The sequence below is a fragment of the Stenotrophomonas sp. CASM110 genome (assembly GCF_049384345.1).
Classification (GTDB): Bacteria; Pseudomonadota; Gammaproteobacteria; order Xanthomonadales; family Xanthomonadaceae; genus Stenotrophomonas; species Stenotrophomonas muris.
Genome location: NZ_JBMRGI010000008.1, coordinates 83,722 through 98,604 on the forward strand (window position 1 = coordinate 83,722; position 14,883 = coordinate 98,604).

Consider the following 14,883-nt stretch of genomic DNA (forward strand, 5'->3'; position numbering starts at 1 on the left):
GAGGCGTTTGCCGATGGCAGGGATCCGGAGAGGTGTCCGAGTGGTTGAAGGAGCACGCCTGGAAAGTGTGTAAGCGTCTAAACCGCGCTTCGGGGGTTCGAATCCCCCTCTCTCCGCCAGACAAATGAAGAAGCCGCCCTCTGGGCGGCTTTTTTATTTGGCTGGCGGAGAGCATCGGGCGAGAGAAGCCCTGCCGGGGTTCGACGGTTCTGCAGGAGCAGAACCGGACCGCCGAAGGCGGGTCCCGGGGCGCAGCGCGCACCGGGATCGGGTGCATGGATGCACCCGACAATCCCCCTCTCTCCGCCAGATAACTGAAAAAGGCTGCCTTCGGGCAGCCTTTTTCAGTTATCTGGCGGGGGATGCGAAGTGCGCTGCGCGCGCTTCGCCCCAAACGTTGCTGCGCAACGTTCGGGCCCCTCCCCTTGCCGGCCTCTCCCCGCCCCTGTCGGGGCAGCCCCTCAACAGAGGGGCTTGTTGCTCCAGAGCCATCAATGGGTTTCCGCCGTGCGGGGATGCCTGGTCGGCTGTACCTCGCAGAAGCCACTGGCGGGGGATGCGAAGTGCGCTGCGCGCGCTTCGCCCCAAACGTTGCTGCGCAACGTTCGCGCCCCTCCCCTTGCCGGCCTCTCCCCGCCCCTGTCGGGGCAGCCCCTCAACAGAGGGGCTTGTTGCTCCAGATCCATCAATGGGTTTCCGCCGTGCGGGGATGCCTGATCGGTTGTACCTCGCAGAAGCCGCTGGCGGGAGATGCGAAGTGCGCTGCGCGCGCTTCACCCCAGACGTTGCTGCGCAACGTTCGGGCCCCTCCCCTTGCCGGCCTCTCCCCGCCCCTGTCGGGGCAGCCCCTCAACAGAGGGGCTTGTTGCTCCAGATCCATCAATGGGTTTCCGTCGTGCGGGGATGCCTGGTCGACCGTCCCGCTTCCACGTTCGATGGCCGTCCAACGACAGGATCTGCCCCACGTCGTGGCACCCCGCGCTTCCTGTCCACGCCCTGACCACTGGCCGTGCCGTGGCGATGCAACGACACGCTGGCACTCACTGCCTGTTGCTATGCTCGGGCCACAGGGGATTGATGCCCGCTATCGGGCCGGATGAGGAACATCAACATGCGGTATTTCATGACGAAGCTAGTGATCACCTCCGCCTTGCTGATCGGCAGCGGCACCGCAGTCGCACAGGGCGGCGGTGCGGCGCAGTTCGGCGCACTGGGAGGCACGCATGCAGGCAATGCCCTGGCGTGCGGCGCAACCCCGGAACAGGCCGCCAAGCTGCGCGCAAGCCACAAGGCACAGGCAAAAACCGTGTTCGGCGCCGAAGCAGGCTTCGACCAGGCCTATGACACGGCCGAAGCGCAGACACAGAAGAAGATCACCGATGCCTGGAAGAAGGGCCAGTACAAGCCCACCAGCGAAGTCTGCAACGAACTGATGAAGCAGGTGCGTTCATGACGCAGAAGCACGGATCGACGATGTCCGCAGTGCGCGCGAGCCTGTTGGCCGCCAGCCTGGTACTGGCACTGGGTGCCTGCAAGCGCGCTGGCGAAGCGCCTGCAGAGGGTGGCGCTTCCTCGGCCGCACCTTCCAGCACCGCAGCCGAACCATCACCGCAGGCGGCTGCGGCCACGGATGGAAGCCAGAAGGCCGCAGCGTTCAATGTTGCCGAGCTGCCCGTATCGCAGGCAACGATCGGCAGCTTCCCTTATCTCGGACTGCCGCAGGGCTACACCAGCCAGGACGTCGTAGACAGCGAATTCGATCGCGTACCGTTCTGGACCGGCGATCGCGTGGAATGGATTGAAGGCAAGGTTCATTCTTCGGTCCTGCAGAGCAGCAGCGATCACCCTTATTCGCAGCTGGAGCTCAGCCGCAATGTACAGAGCCTGGTCGAGGCCCTGGGGGGCAAGCGCATTTTCTCCGGCACCATCCCGGCCGATGCATCGCGTGACATCGGCAACAGCAAGGCGGCGACCACCTATGTCGGCGGCATCGGCGACATCTACAACGAACCCGCAGAAACCTATGTCATCCATCGCGAAGATCGCGATATCTGGATTCACCTGGGCTCGGGTGGAAACTCCGGCGGCCTGCTCGTCGCAGAGACAAAACCGGTGCAGATCACGGCCAAGGTCATTGAAGCGGACACGCTGAAACAGGCACTGGACAGCAGTGGCAAGGTATCCATCCAGGTGAACTTCGCAACCGACGCCGCCGAGATCCTGCCCGATTCGGAACCGCAGATCGCACAGGTCACCCAGCTGTTGAAGGCCGACCCACAGCTTCGCCTTTCCGTTGAAGGACACACCGACAACAGCGGCAGCCAATCGCACAACCAGACGCTCTCGCAGGCGCGTGCGGAGTCGGTGCGCACGCGTCTTGTCGGCGGTGGAATCGCAGCCGAACGCCTGAGCGCGAAAGGCTATGGGCAGAGCCAGCCGGTCGCCGACAACGCAACCGAAGAAGGGCGCCGCGCCAATCGTCGCGTGGAACTGGTCAAGCGCTGATATCACCACGACGTTACTGCGTTGAAGCACTCCGGAAAAAGCACATGCCCTGCATGTGCTTTTTTCTTTTCCGCGCCGCACGGTCATTTGTTTTGCCGCGGATGCAACGAGATAAAAACACGCGGATCTCTCATCCCGTTCGAACAAGAAGCAGGCCGTGCACGCGCCCTCTGTAGCGCGCCAATATTCCGGCACCACAAGCCGCCTGCGTGACACAAATATGTCAGTTAAGTGTTAATTTCCTTAACGAAAAGCGGTGCATCTAGCTCAAATTTGACGTGATTATGTGCAGGCAATTGTTAATCTGCAATGTGCATCACATTTTCAAATATTTCATTGCATATCGGAAAAACCTGACTTGTATCGTCAATTTTCTGTCGATAGGCTTGGCCCCGTTCTCGAACAAGCGACAAATTTTCGACGAACCAGGGTGTGAGCTTCCTGTCTTTACCTCGCCCTGCCATTAATCAGGATCCCCCAGCGGACACGCCGAATATCCCGCACACCCGGGAGGATTCCTGCCATCAAGGAGGAAATACATGGAACGCAGCCGTCGTCACATCCGTTTTTCCCGTAAGCAGGCCGGTCAGGGCATGACCGAGTACATCATCATCACCGCGCTGATCGCCATCGCCGCGATCGGAGCCGTCACCTTCTTCGGAGGCACGGTTCGCAGCCAGGTGGCAGGCATGTCGAAAGAACTTTCCGGCCAGAGCGCGACGCAGTCGATCAACCGCGCCAAGAACCAGGCCAACAGCGCCCAGCAGGAAGCTGACAAGACCAAGGGCATGGACGCGTACAAGAACAAGTAATACCCCAGCCCTGGCGGCATGAAGCCGCCAGGGCCCTCCCAGCATAATCTCCCTGCGCGCACCGCACGCGGCGCGCGACGGGCAGCCATGGCCTCCGGCCCAGGAATTCGTTATGCGCAGCGCATTGGCTTTGGCACGAAGCCGTGCGGCCCGGGGCGTTTCCAGCCACCGAACGGTCGCCGGCCAAGCAATGGTTCTCGGGCTGGCACTCATTCTGGTTCTATGCATCGGGATTGTCCTGCTGTTCAACACAGGGCAGGTGGTGAACAAGAAGGTGGAGCTGGTCAATGCGGCCGACGCCGCCGCCTACAGCGTTGCGATCCAGCAGGCACGCGCACTGAACTACGCGGCCTACATGAACCGTGCCCGCGTTGCCAACGAAGTGGCCGTGGCACAGACGATCAGCCTCTATTCGTGGCTGAACCAGATGCACACCACCTCCATCGTCATCCGCACCACGCTGGATGTGCTCTCCGCCATTCCCTACATCGGCGTGGTGTTCAAGGCATTGGCAACCGCCTTCAAGGTCGCCGAACGCATTCTCAAGGTCACCCGCCAGACGTTCCAGCCTGTCGCGCAGGCGGCCATCATCGCCATCGACAAGCTCAACATGATGTTCGCCGCCTCGGTGCAGCTCGTCATCGAGGGCGTATCGCGGCTGGACAGCTACACCATCGCCAAGGATGTGCTGCAGCGGAACTCACCGCAGGCACAACTGGGCACCATCGGAACCGCGGTGCTCGGCACGCAACTGGCCACGGCCGAGAACCGGCTGCTGCAGCGCTACAGCATTCCCCGTACCGCCAACGGTGGCTCGGCCACGCAGCGCCAGGGTGCCGACCGCTTCCGCAATGTGGTGATGCAGTCGCGTGATGGCTTCAGCAAGAGCCGCAGCGATGATTTCCTCGGCTTCCTGGTGCAGTCCGGCGGCACCGACATGGTCGACTACAACCGATGGGCAGCGCTGGACACCATGGCCGTCGAGCTTCCGCTGCCATGGCCGCTTTCCGATATCGATATTCCAGTCGGCTGGGGCGGTGCGCAGGCCGTGGAAAGCTATCGCAACCAGCGCTTCCTCAACGGCTTCGGCAACGGCAACGGCTGGTACTCGGACTGGGACCGCCGCCGCTACCGCCCGTATGGCGAAGCGGTGCGCCGCAATCGTGGCGCGGCGTGGATTGTCGACCGCAGCCAGGATGCCAACGTGCGCTTCGCCAATGGCCAGCATCGCAAGGCCTTCTTCACCGGCTACAACGGCCTGCGCGACTATCACGACGTCAAGGCCGGGCAGGCACTGCAGCCCTACGCCGAGAATGATCGTGACCGCGACAAGGTCGGCCCGGTCTTCACCATCTATGCCGAGACCGCCGGCACCAGCGCGCGCACCACGTCCGGCGCCGGCATCGGCGCCCCGGCCGGCTCGCAGATGGAACTGCCGGACAGGATGGCCAACAACAAGATCGCCGCACTTTCCTCCGCGCAGGTGTTCTTCGACCGCCCGGTGCAGCTGCGCATGTTCAGCCGCGATGACCGCAAGCGTGAAACCGGAAACCTGTTCAGCCCTTACTGGCAGGCACGACTGGTCAAGACCGATGCCACCACCAAGGCTGCCCTGGCGGCAGCCGGAGCCTTGATGCCATGACGTTTGCTGTTTTCAATCGCCTGCACCTGTCGATCGCCACACTGCTGATCAGCGGCTGTGGCAGCGCGGCGGACAACGGCGAGCCCGCCGCTGCCAGGAACATGCCGGGCATCCATCTTGACCAGATTGCCGAAACCCTGGTGGATGGACGCAACGCGGCGCGCACCAGCTACCAGCAGGCACTGAGCGACTGCCAGGCGGCAGGATTGCCGACCCGCGCACTGGATGACGCCGATGTCGCCCGCCTGGGAACCGTTCGTTACGAAGCCTGGCTTTCCAGCAAAGAGGAAGTGTTCCGTACCCGCGAATGGCGCCTGCTCAACGATGGCCCTGCGACCAGCTGCCAGTTCCGGCTGGAGGCCACCGGCCTGCAGGAGACCCAGAGCGCCTCCGGCGTGGAGCAGGTCGATCTGGCAACGGGAGAGCGTAGCCAGTCCCCCGCCGACAGCGACGGGCTCACCCGCTTTGCCGCCGAAGCCGACGAAGGCAGCGCCTCGCCGGGCTTCCAGCGCGCGGGCAACCGCAGGGTCGCTGGCCAGCCGTGCAACGTGTGGAAGGACGAGAACGGACGGTTCAGCCAGTGCGTGTGGTCGGCTGGTGCCAGCTGGGGCTTCACCCCCGGTGCACTGAACGACTACCGGCCGAGCCGCTACGCCATTGTCCTGGAGCAGGAACCCCTCGACGGCAATGGCACCCGCCTGACCACGCAGCGCATGACGGTGGGCCAACCCTTTGAACGCGGCGACCTCGAGGTACCGCGCGAACCGTCCTCCCAACGATGACCTGCTGAGGTAGCCATGGACAGGGAACGCCCATTCCGCGGCGCGCGTCGCCAGCGCGGCCAGAGTCTCACCGAAGTCGCCGTGCTCTGCGCCGTGCTGGTGCCGATCTTCCTGCTGATCCCGATCCTGGCCAAGTACATCCACGCCCGCCAGGCCACCCAGCAGGCCGCGCGCGCGATCGCCTGGGAAGCCACCGTATCGCCGGACTACAAGCTGCCGGCCAGCGGCCGCCAGCGCGATCTTGCCGTCGACCGCTATTTCGGGCGTGCCAACGATCCCATCGTCAGCCAGGCGCAGACCGGCGCACGCGATGCCGCCGTCGGCGACGTCCTGATGAATACCTTCTCCAACCAGCCGCTGGTGCGGCGCGGTGACCTCGCCCTGGTCTCCTACACCAGCACGTCGGCAGGCGGCATGATGAAGAAGATCGGCGACGTGACCTCGATGTTCGGTTCGTTCCCGCCCAACCGCAACGGCCTGACCCAGGCCCAGCTGCGGTTGGATGTGCAGGATCTGAAAAGTGCCAACGGCAGTGCTGCCGCCTATCTGGAACCCTTCGATTCGCTGGGCCTGAAGCTGCAGGCCACCCATGTGGTGCTGGCCGACCCCTGGAATGCAGCCGGTTCCGGGCTCAAGGTCAACTCGTCACGCTCGGTGATCGCGCAGGTCAAGCCACTGGTGCCATCCCAGCACATGGCGGGCATCGCCAAGGCGTTTGACGGCCTCTCCGGCATCCCGATGATCGGGACGCTGAGCAGGCTTGATCCCGGTTACATCGCGCCCGACGTGGTGCCTGTCGACAAGTTGCCTGCCTATGCGCCGTCGCGTTGACCTGCTGGCGGCACTGGCCGCGCTGCTGTTCGCCTGGCCTGCGCTGGCCGCGTCCTGGCCGGACATTCCCGAGCCCGAGGGCGCGCAGAGCGAGTGGGTGGCCAAGGACATGCTCTACAACGGCCTGCCCATGCGCATCTCGCGCTTCACGTCCGCATTGCCGGTGTCGTCCATCGTCAGCTACTACAACCGCGAATGGCCAGGGCAGACCGTGATCAACGAGGTCGGCGGCAAGACCGTGATCGGCCACGCACACGGCGAGTACTACGTAACCATCGAGGTATCGGCCAAGGGCAGTGGCAGCCAGTCACAGATCGGCATTACACGCCTGCTCAAGCGCAAGCCCGATGCCGCGGCCGGCGCCGATTTCCCGAAACCGTCCGGGACGCAGGTGATCAATGACATCACCTACCTGGACACGCCCGGGCGCAGCCTGTCCATGGAAAGCACGCTGTCTCCGTTCCAGACCGATGCCTTCTATGCCAGCCGCCTCCCTGCGGACGGCTGGAGCCGAAGTTCCGGCCCTGCGGGGTGTTCGATGATCGCGCTGCAGTGCGTTGTCCGCTACAGCAAGGGCAGCCAGGAAATGACCATGACCTTCAACCGGCACGAGCAGGGAACCTCGATTGTCGTCAACCAGTCGCAGCACTGAGACCACCGCCATGAGAAAACGCATTCCCCCGTCCCTACGCCGCCAGCGCGGGGCCGCACTGATCGAGTACGCCGTGGTCGCTTCCGTCGGTGTCCTGGTCCTGGTCGCCGAGCCGAACATCGTGCTCGAGCTGATCGATTCACTGCGCAAGGCGTACCAGGGGTTCACCTACATGCTGTCGATGGGAGTCGTATGAAGGCGCTCCCGCTGAAAGCCAACCGCAACGTCGTCTTCATCATCATCGCCCTCGCGCTCGGCCTGTTCGCGGCCCTGGTCGCCGTGCGCTACGTGCAGAAGGCAGTGAACGAGCGTGCCGCTCCGCCGGTGGAAATGGTGCCGGTAGCCGTGCCCAAGACCGACATGGAGCCGGGCAGCATTGTCACCGTTGCCGACCTTGCAGTGCGCGAAGTCCCCGCCGACCTGCCGCCTGCCGATGCGATCACGCCGGACAATGTGTCCGAGTACAGCGGCCGCATGCTGCGCGCGCCGATCCGCGAAGGTGCACCGCTGGGTGCCAGTGCACTGGTACCGCTGTACGACCAGTTCTCGCGCGTGATCGCCAAGGGCAACGTGGGCTACACCCTCCAGGTGGACGAGACGAACTCGATCTCCGGCATGATTGCTCCCGGAGATCACGTCGACATCCTGCTCACCGTCGAGCAGGAACAGACCGGTGCCCGGGTGCTGCCGCTGCTTGAGGACATCAACGTTCTGGCAACCGGCAACCGCGTCGGCGAAACGCCGGCCTCGGAAGATCAGCAGGGCTATTCGAACATCACTCTGGAACTGACACCGGCACAGGCGCAGCGACTCACGGTCGCCGCCAAGGCCGGTTCGATGCGGGTGATGCTTCGCCAGGTGGAGGATCGTGGTGCGTTCGGCCTCAGTGGCATGACGCAGAGGGAACTGCTCGGCAACGGCACGCAGGGTCGTGCTGGCGTGCAATTCATCATTGGGGGCAAAGGGTCGACGAATGCGCAGCAATAATGGAATCCGCAGCCTCATCGCCGCCACTGCGGCCATCGCTGTTGTCACCTCGCCACTGCTGGCCGTGGCACAGACCACTGGCACCCAGCTGACCCCGGTACCGGTCATGGCCGCACCGCGCCCTGCTGTCCAGGCGCAACCGCAGCCCAACACCAACCATGCACCGGTACCCGGTGGGCAGAGCGCCTTCCCGGCGCCGGTTCCCGATCCCGCCTATCGCACCAGCGCGTCGGCCATGCCCGCGGTGCCACTGCCCACCCGCGCCCGGATCTATGCCGGCCAGGCCGCCGTCTACACGCTGCCCAGCGGGCTCAAGCGCGTGGCCGTCGGTAGTGGCGAGATGCTCGAGGTCACCAACGTCGGCCCGCGCGACCTGATCATGATGGGCATGAAGCCCGGCTCCACCACGGTTCACCTGTGGCTGCAGAACGGCAAGCAGCTGCAGGTGCAGGTGGACATCTCCGAGAACGATGCCGTCAGCCTGGCCGAGACCATCCGTACCCTGCTGGCCGACGTGGAAAAGATCAATGTGCATGCGGTCGCCGACCGTGTGGTCATTACCGGCCAGGACATCAACCCGGGCATCGGCAGCCGCATCGATGCGATCCAGAAGATCTACCCGACGGTGTTGAATTTCACTACCGCCGACCCGGTGGGCATGCGCCCGATGGTGCAGATGGACGTGAAGATCATGGAATTCGACACCAATGCGCTGGAAGAACTCGGCATCCAGTGGGACAACGTCATCCGTGGCCCGGTGGCGGGCATCGTCAAGGATTTCACCAACAACAACTACTACCGCATCAACCCCGAGCAGAGCCCGGCCAACGGCGTGCTGCTGCCGAACAAGCTGCAGGGAACCCAGGCCTTCTTTGGCATCGCCACGCAGATCGGCTCGGCGATCAACCTGATGATGAACAAGGGCAAGGCGTTCCTGCTTGCCTCGCCCCAACTCAGCGCCCGCAGCGGCGGGCAGGCCAAGTTCCTGGCCGGCGGCGAAGTGCCGATCCCGGTTCCGCAGGGTTTCGGCCAGGTCACCGTCGACTACAAGGAATACGGCATCAAGCTCGACATCGAGCCCCTGGTCAACTTCAACCAGGACATCTCCACCCGCATCCTGGCTGAGGTCAGCCGCGTCGATCCGACGGTGACCGTGCAGGGCGTGCCTGGCTTCACCACCCGCCGCACCGAGTCGGAAATCAACGTCCACGCAGGGGAAACCATCGTCATCTCCGGGCTGATCGACTCCAGCGCGCAGCAGGATGCCAAGCGCCTGCCGCTGCTGGGCGATATCCCGATCCTCGGAAAGCTGTTCCGCTCCGATGGCTTCCGTGGCAATCGTACCGAGCTGGTGATGTTCGTTACTCCGCGCGTGGTGACGCCGGGCTCGCAGGAAAACCTCGATGGCCTGGAGCGTGCGCGACAGATCCAGGAGCGCGGCCAGCAGGCCATGCCGCGCAGGAACAAAGATTTCGTGCAGTGACCGGAGCCGTCGCATGTTCAACATCCTCATCGACACACCCAACCGCGACCAGCGACGTGTCCGCTGCCTGCACCGTGAATGCGGGATCGGCCGTGGCGACGGCAACCTGGTGGTGCTGCAGGGCTGGAGCATCGCCCAACGCCATGCGGCGCTGAAGCGCGAGGACGAGGGCATCTTCATCGAGAGCCTGGGAGGCCGCTCGCCGGTACTGGTGAATGGCGAACAGGTCAAAGGCAGCCGTGGCCCGCTCACCAGCCGTGACCGCGTGCAGATCGGCGACTACCTGCTGCAGGTGGTGGACGACGACCCGCCGGCCGAACCCACCGCCGATGCTGGAAGTTTCAATGCGGGCGCGGCCAACGATGTACCGGTGGACGCCACGCCCGCACCGGCACCCGCACCGGCGCAGCCATCCAGCGAACGCCAGCTGGCGCGGCCGGAGCAGCTGCCGCCGGACATGGCGGTCTATCGTGCAAAGCTGCATGCCTCGCTGGTCAAGCAGATGGACCTGCGCCGGCTTGACGTGCGCAGCATGGACGATGAGTCGCTGCGCAACGCCACGATCAAGCTGATCGATGAGGTGATGCAACGGGAGTTCTCCGAGCTGCCCAAGACGATCAACCCACGCAGGCTGGCCAAGGAGGTGCTCGATGAGGCCATCGGCCTGGGCCCGCTGGAAGACCTGATCGACGATGCGACGGTGACGGAAATCATGGTCAACGCGCACGACCAGATCTTCATTGAACGTGCGGGCCGGATCGAACGGTCCCCCATTGTCTTCACCAGTGACCGCGCGGTGCTGTCAGCCATCGAGCGCATCGTGACGCCCCTCGGTCGCCGCATCGACGAAAGCTCGCCGATGGTCGACGCGCGACTGAAGGATGGCTCCCGCGTCAACGCCATCATTCCGCCGGTGGCGCTGCGCGGCCCGAGCATCAGCATCCGAAAGTTCGCCAAGCGCAAGCTGGAAGGAAAGGACCTGCTCACCTTCGGTTCGCTCAGCCAGCCGATGCTGGAATTCCTGATCGTTGCGGTGCGCGAACGGCGCAACATCGTCGTCACCGGCGGCACCGGCTCCGGCAAGACCACCCTGCTCAACATCCTTTCCAACTTCATTCCCGATACCGATCGCATCGTCACCATCGAGGACGCGGCCGAACTGAAGCTCGTCCAGCCCAACCTGGTTGCCTTGGAAGCGCGTCCTCCCAACATGGAAGGCAAGGGCCATATTTCCATCCGCGACCTGGTGCGCAACGCGCTGCGCATGCGCCCGGACCGCATCGTGGTCGGCGAGTGCCGCGGCGGCGAAGCACTGGACATGCTGCAGGCCATGAACACCGGCCACGAAGGATCGCTGACCACCGCCCATGCCAACAATCCGCGCGAGGCGCTGTCGCGCCTGGAAGTGATGGTCATGATGTCCGGCATGGAGCTGCCGATGACGGTGGTGCGCGAACAGATCTCGTCGGCAGTGGACCTGATCGTGCACCAGAAGCGCTTCCCCTGCGGTTCGCGCAAGGTCAGCCACATCACTGAGTTGACGGGCATGGAAAGCGGAACCATCCAGCTGCAGGATGTGTTCCTGTTCAAGGCACGCTCCACTGCCGGACGCGATGGCAAGGTGGTGGGCGAGTTCGTCGCGACCGGTGCAGTGCCGGAGTTCTATGAAGAGCTTGCCGAGCGCGGCGTCGCCGTTGACCTGGACATTTTCCGTACCGGGGGACGGCGGAATGAGTGACATCCTGCTGATCGCCCTGCTGTGTTTTGCCTGCGTGACGGGCTCGGTGCTGTTGCTGGCGCGTGCCAGCTCCGGCTTCATGGACCGTTACCGCGCCAACTTCATGGACCAGGCGCGGGTCAATCTGGCCGACATGTTCCTGTTCGTCGACCCGCGCGTGCTCTTCAGGACCAATGTCCTGATGCTGCTGGCGATTCCCGTGCTGCTGTGGATCGTCACCGGCGGCAACCTGCTGCTGCCGATCCTGGCCCTGATCCTGCTGGCCATAGCGCCACGCAAGATCTACCTGTGGCTGAAGCAGCGCCGCCTCGACCAGATCCAGCAGCAGTTGCCCGACGGGCTGCTGATGCTGGCCGGCAGCCTCAAGGCCGGCGTCGGCTTCAATCCTGCGCTGGAAGCACTGGCCCATGACGGCCTGCCTCCGCTGGCCCAGGAGCTGGCACTGGTACTGCGCGAGCAGCACATGGGCGTGCGCACGGAGGAGGCGCTGGACAACTTCGCCGCCCGCGTGCCCATTGCCGACGTGAAGCTGTTCGTGGCCGCCGTCAGCATTTCGCGCGAGGTTGGTGGCAATCTCGCCGAGAGCCTCTCCACGCTCGCCGAAACGCTGCGGCGCAAGCTCATCATGGAAGGCAAGGTCAAGGCACTTACCGCGCAGGGGCGCCTGCAGGGCATCGTCATGGCGATGCTGCCAGCCGGCCTTGTCGGCTTCCTCGTGCTGTTCTATCCAGAAACGATGAACCCCATGTTCCACACCTTCATCGGCTGGTGCGTCATGGCCCTGATCGGGGTACTGGAATACCTCGGCTACCGCATGTGCCGCAAAATCATGACGATCGATATATGAACGCCCTGCTCATCCTGGTCGCACTGCTTGCCGCTGCCGCTGTTGGGCTGCTTGCATTCGCGCTGCGCGGACTGGTGCAGTCGGTCGAGGTGGACCAGCGCAACTACCAGGATCCGCTGCCGCTGCTGCTGCGCATCCTGTGGCCGCTGATTACGGTCGCTACGCGCCTGGCCGGGCCGCGCCTGTCCTCGGCACAGCTGGAGCGCGCGCATCGCAGCCTGCAGTCGGCCGGCCAGGACTTCGTGCTGTCACCGGAAGAACTGTATGGCGCACGCATCGTCTCCGCCGCCGTGGCCAGTAGCTTCCTGTTGCTCACCATCATCCTGCTGGGCCGGTTCGGAGTCGGCTCCGTGCTGATGGCCCTGGCATTCGGCGCACCGTTCGGGTGGATGTATCCCACGCTGTGGCTGGGCGAACGGCGGAAAGCGCGCTCCAAGCATGTGATCCGCGACCTGCCTATCTTCCTCGACTTCATCACCATGGCCGTCGAAGCGGGCCTGAACATCACCGGTGCGATCGAACAGTCCGTCGACAAGGGTCCACCCGGTCCGCTGTCACAGGAGTTCTCGCGCATGTTGCGTGATCTGCGCGCCGGCCTTCCGCGTGCCGAAGCGCTGCGGCGCATGTCCGATCGCGCCGACATTTCCCAGTTGACCAGCTTCACCAGCGCCTTGATCCAGGCGGACCGGGTGGGTGCCAGCCTGAGTGACACACTGCGCTCGCAGGCCATGCAGCGCCGCGAAGAGCGCTTCCTTCGCGCCGAGAAGCTGGCCCTGGAAGCACCGGTGAAGATGATGCTGCCGCTGGTGCTGTTCTTCTTCCCGCTGATCTTCGTCGTCCTGGCCTACTTTATCTTCCTGCAGATGAAGCAGCAGGGCATCCTGTGAGTCCCCGCACATGAGAACCGGCGCCCTGATCCGCGACCACCAGCAGTTGCTCAGCTGCGTCTGGCATGCCGATCGATGGCACCAGCGGCTGCGCGGCCTGCTGTTGCGCGCGCCACTCCAGCCTGGGCAAGGCCTGCTGATAACCCCCTGCTCGAGCGTGCACACCCTGGCCATGGGGTATCCACTCGACCTGTTGTTCCTGGACCGCGATCAGCGCGCCGTTGGCTGGCGCGAGGCCGTGCGCCCATGGCGCGGCGCCTGGTGCCCCGGCGCCTACTCGACGCTGGAAATGCCGGTGGACAGCCTCAGGCATATTGCTCCGGTGCTGGGCGAGACGTTCCAATGGTGCCCTTCTCCGCCTGCGGCACCGCCATCCACGAGGGCGTTGCAATGAAGCACATCCGCACATCCATCCGCCAGCAGCGGGGGCAATCGCTGATTGAATTCTGCATCGTGGTTCCGGCCTTCGTCTTCCTCATCCTGGTCATCTTCCAGTTCGTCCTGATCTATCGCGCCAAGTCGCTGCTGGATTTCGCCACGCTGCAGGCCGCGCGTGCCGGCGCGGTCAGTGGCGTCAATCATTCCGAGATGCGCAGCGCACTGGAAATGGCAATGGCTCCCCTGTACGCGACCTCGCCGGATGCCGCCGGTGCCGTCGCCGCCCGCGCCAAGGTCGCCCTGCTGTGGAAGAACCCGTTGCTGTCACCGAAGATCGAGGTCATTTCACCCAGCCGCGCGGCGTACAACGAGTTCCGCGAGCGCCAGTTCGATGGGCGCTATGCGCTGCCGAACGACAATCTTGCCTTCCGCGATGCACGTGTCGGCAGCAGCCGCGTCAGCGTGCAGGACGCCAACATCCTCAAGATCAAGGTCACCTATCCGATGCCCCTGATCGTTCCCTTTGCCGACCGGGTGATTGCCGGTCTTTCAGACCTGGTCAGCGAAGGCGACAGCTTCCGCCCGGCCTCGATGCTGATCGAGGACCCGATCACCGGCCATCGCCGCATGCCGATCGAGTCCTACGCGATCGTCCGCATGCAGAGCCCCGTGCATGACAGCAACAACCTGGCGCGCTGACATGCAGGTGCTGCTGGCCAGCCTGTTGATGGCAGCAACCTGGGCCGTCGCCGCGCAATCCACGGACGCTGCTGACAACGAACCTCCACAGGCGCGATTGCTGGCACGCGCTTATGGCCTGGGCCCACTCGGTCCAAGCTCGCCTGGTGGTGAGGTCGAGGTCGAGATCCGTTTGCGCGGGCCTGCCATCCGTATTGATTTCCGCGGCGACAATGCGCCCGATGCATGGCTGACCACCCAGGGCCAGCGCGGCCGGGCATGGCTGGTGAGCGAGCGCGGCAACTACACGCTGCCGGTCGCCGACGCCAGTGGTCCCTACTGGTACGATCCTGCCGCCCCATGCCACACGATCGGAGGGCGCTGCTCTCCCGCACCCGGCGAGTTCATCCTGGGTCGCCTCGCTGCCGGCTGGCGCTATGACAATGCGCAGGGCCCTGATGGCACCACCTCCGGCACGTTGTGGATCGATACCCGCACGGGCCTGCTGCTGGGTTACCGCGGACGCACCGGCAACCAGCGTACCGAACGCGGCCTGCGGGTTACCGAGGTCACATTCGATGAGGTGCCGTCGAGCCTGTTCGACCCGCCCGCCGGATTGCGGCGACGCACGCAGGATGCGGCGAACTGAGCGAGGTGGTTG

At 64.4% G+C, this 14,883-nt stretch carries 16 protein-coding genes and 1 tRNA gene; all 17 read left to right on the top strand.

What is annotated here, in order from left to right:
* The first annotated feature begins 26 nt into the window (after positions 1 to 26).
* The 17 genes from VG561_RS08810 to VG561_RS08890 all read left to right on the top strand — a co-directional run bounded on the left by VG561_RS08810 (position 27) and on the right by VG561_RS08890 (position 14,871).
* Positions 27 to 119 (top strand) — tRNA-Ser (locus VG561_RS08810).
* Positions 120 to 1,123: 1,004 nt separating this feature from the next.
* Complete coding sequence (locus VG561_RS08815) at positions 1,124 to 1,453, top strand: hypothetical protein (protein WP_126411778.1); 330 nt, start codon at positions 1,124 to 1,126, stop codon at positions 1,451 to 1,453.
* Between the two features lie 20 nt (positions 1,454 to 1,473).
* Complete coding sequence (locus VG561_RS08820; protein WP_032958215.1) at positions 1,474 to 2,505, top strand: OmpA family protein; 1,032 nt, start codon at positions 1,474 to 1,476, stop codon at positions 2,503 to 2,505.
* A gap of 539 nt (positions 2,506 to 3,044) precedes the next feature.
* Positions 3,045 to 3,317, top strand: coding sequence for a hypothetical protein (locus VG561_RS08825; protein WP_014036176.1), 273 nt, complete (start codon positions 3,045 to 3,047; stop codon positions 3,315 to 3,317).
* A 190-nt stretch (positions 3,318 to 3,507) separates the two neighbouring features.
* Positions 3,508 to 4,959, top strand: a complete 1,452-nt coding sequence (locus VG561_RS08830) for a pilus assembly protein TadG-related protein (protein WP_100449536.1) — start codon at positions 3,508 to 3,510, stop codon at positions 4,957 to 4,959.
* Complete coding sequence (locus VG561_RS08835) at positions 4,956 to 5,741, top strand: hypothetical protein (RefSeq protein WP_014646173.1); 786 nt, start codon at positions 4,956 to 4,958, stop codon at positions 5,739 to 5,741. The genes VG561_RS08830 and VG561_RS08835 overlap by 4 nt, the downstream gene beginning before the upstream one ends.
* 15 nt (positions 5,742 to 5,756) lie before the next feature.
* Positions 5,757 to 6,572 (top strand): TadE/TadG family type IV pilus assembly protein, encoded by an 816-nt coding sequence (locus VG561_RS08840; protein WP_014036173.1) that lies wholly within the window; start codon positions 5,757 to 5,759, stop codon positions 6,570 to 6,572.
* On the top strand, positions 6,556 to 7,224 hold the full coding sequence (locus VG561_RS08845) for a hypothetical protein (RefSeq protein WP_014646172.1): 669 nt from the start codon (positions 6,556 to 6,558) through the stop codon (positions 7,222 to 7,224). The genes VG561_RS08840 and VG561_RS08845 overlap by 17 nt, the downstream gene beginning before the upstream one ends.
* Positions 7,225 to 7,234: 10 nt before the next feature.
* Positions 7,235 to 7,420 carry a hypothetical protein gene (locus VG561_RS08850; protein ID WP_014646171.1) on the top strand — a complete coding sequence of 62 codons (186 nt, stop codon included), beginning with the start codon at positions 7,235 to 7,237 and terminating at the stop codon, positions 7,418 to 7,420.
* Entirely contained in the window at positions 7,417 to 8,211 is a 795-nt protein-coding gene (cpaB, locus tag VG561_RS08855) for a Flp pilus assembly protein CpaB (RefSeq protein WP_014036170.1), read from the top strand. Before VG561_RS08850 ends, cpaB begins: the two co-directional genes overlap by 4 nt.
* A complete protein-coding gene (locus VG561_RS08860) occupies positions 8,198 to 9,694 on the top strand; it encodes a type II and III secretion system protein family protein (RefSeq protein WP_014646170.1) in 1,497 nt (498 codons plus the stop codon). The genes cpaB and VG561_RS08860 overlap by 14 nt, the downstream gene beginning before the upstream one ends.
* Positions 9,695 to 9,707: 13 nt before the next feature.
* A complete protein-coding gene (locus VG561_RS08865; RefSeq protein ID WP_080342718.1) occupies positions 9,708 to 11,432 on the top strand; it encodes an ATPase, T2SS/T4P/T4SS family in 1,725 nt (574 codons plus the stop codon).
* Entirely contained in the window at positions 11,425 to 12,279 is an 855-nt protein-coding gene (locus VG561_RS08870) for a type II secretion system F family protein (protein WP_014646168.1), read from the top strand. The genes VG561_RS08865 and VG561_RS08870 overlap by 8 nt, the downstream gene beginning before the upstream one ends.
* Positions 12,276 to 13,166 (top strand): type II secretion system F family protein, encoded by an 891-nt coding sequence (locus VG561_RS08875; RefSeq protein WP_049404978.1) that lies wholly within the window; start codon positions 12,276 to 12,278, stop codon positions 13,164 to 13,166. The genes VG561_RS08870 and VG561_RS08875 overlap by 4 nt, the downstream gene beginning before the upstream one ends.
* A 10-nt stretch (positions 13,167 to 13,176) precedes the next feature.
* The gene (locus VG561_RS08880; protein WP_262093182.1) at positions 13,177 to 13,560 is read left to right on the top strand and encodes a DUF192 domain-containing protein; all 384 of its coding nucleotides are present in this window, start codon (positions 13,177 to 13,179) and stop codon (positions 13,558 to 13,560) included.
* A complete protein-coding gene (locus VG561_RS08885) occupies positions 13,557 to 14,243 on the top strand; it encodes a TadE/TadG family type IV pilus assembly protein (protein WP_032958205.1) in 687 nt (228 codons plus the stop codon). Before VG561_RS08880 ends, VG561_RS08885 begins: the two co-directional genes overlap by 4 nt.
* Position 14,244: 1 nt before the next feature.
* Positions 14,245 to 14,871 (top strand): hypothetical protein, encoded by a 627-nt coding sequence (locus VG561_RS08890; protein WP_032958203.1) that lies wholly within the window; start codon positions 14,245 to 14,247, stop codon positions 14,869 to 14,871.
* Positions 14,872 to 14,883: the final 12 nt, after the last annotated feature.

Bases quoted from the DNA above. Each gene is read 5' to 3' on its own strand.
- VG561_RS08830 (WP_100449536.1), top strand. From the start codon at position 3,508: ATGGTTCTCGGGCTGGCACTCATTCTGGTTCTATGCATCGGGATTGTC.
- cpaB (WP_014036170.1), top strand. From the start codon at position 7,417: ATGAAGGCGCTCCCGCTGAAAGCCAACCGCAACGTCGTCTTCATCATC.
- VG561_RS08890 (WP_032958203.1), top strand. From the start codon at position 14,245: ATGCAGGTGCTGCTGGCCAGCCTGTTGATGGCAGCAACCTGGGCCGTC.
- VG561_RS08880 (WP_262093182.1), top strand. From the start codon at position 13,177: ATGAGAACCGGCGCCCTGATCCGCGACCACCAGCAGTTGCTCAGCTGC.
- VG561_RS08815 (WP_126411778.1), top strand. From the start codon at position 1,124: ATGACGAAGCTAGTGATCACCTCCGCCTTGCTGATCGGCAGCGGCACC.
- VG561_RS08860 (WP_014646170.1), top strand. From the start codon at position 8,198: ATGCGCAGCAATAATGGAATCCGCAGCCTCATCGCCGCCACTGCGGCC.
- VG561_RS08835 (WP_014646173.1), top strand. From the start codon at position 4,956: ATGACGTTTGCTGTTTTCAATCGCCTGCACCTGTCGATCGCCACACTG.
- VG561_RS08865 (WP_080342718.1), top strand. From the start codon at position 9,708: ATGTTCAACATCCTCATCGACACACCCAACCGCGACCAGCGACGTGTC.
- VG561_RS08845 (WP_014646172.1), top strand. From the start codon at position 6,556: ATGCGCCGTCGCGTTGACCTGCTGGCGGCACTGGCCGCGCTGCTGTTC.
- VG561_RS08870 (WP_014646168.1), top strand. From the start codon at position 11,425: ATGAGTGACATCCTGCTGATCGCCCTGCTGTGTTTTGCCTGCGTGACG.
- VG561_RS08825 (WP_014036176.1), top strand. From the start codon at position 3,045: ATGGAACGCAGCCGTCGTCACATCCGTTTTTCCCGTAAGCAGGCCGGT.
- VG561_RS08875 (WP_049404978.1), top strand. From the start codon at position 12,276: ATGAACGCCCTGCTCATCCTGGTCGCACTGCTTGCCGCTGCCGCTGTT.
- VG561_RS08840 (WP_014036173.1), top strand. From the start codon at position 5,757: ATGGACAGGGAACGCCCATTCCGCGGCGCGCGTCGCCAGCGCGGCCAG.
- VG561_RS08850 (WP_014646171.1), top strand. From the start codon at position 7,235: ATGAGAAAACGCATTCCCCCGTCCCTACGCCGCCAGCGCGGGGCCGCA.
- VG561_RS08885 (WP_032958205.1), top strand. From the start codon at position 13,557: ATGAAGCACATCCGCACATCCATCCGCCAGCAGCGGGGGCAATCGCTG.
- VG561_RS08820 (WP_032958215.1), top strand. From the start codon at position 1,474: ATGTCCGCAGTGCGCGCGAGCCTGTTGGCCGCCAGCCTGGTACTGGCA.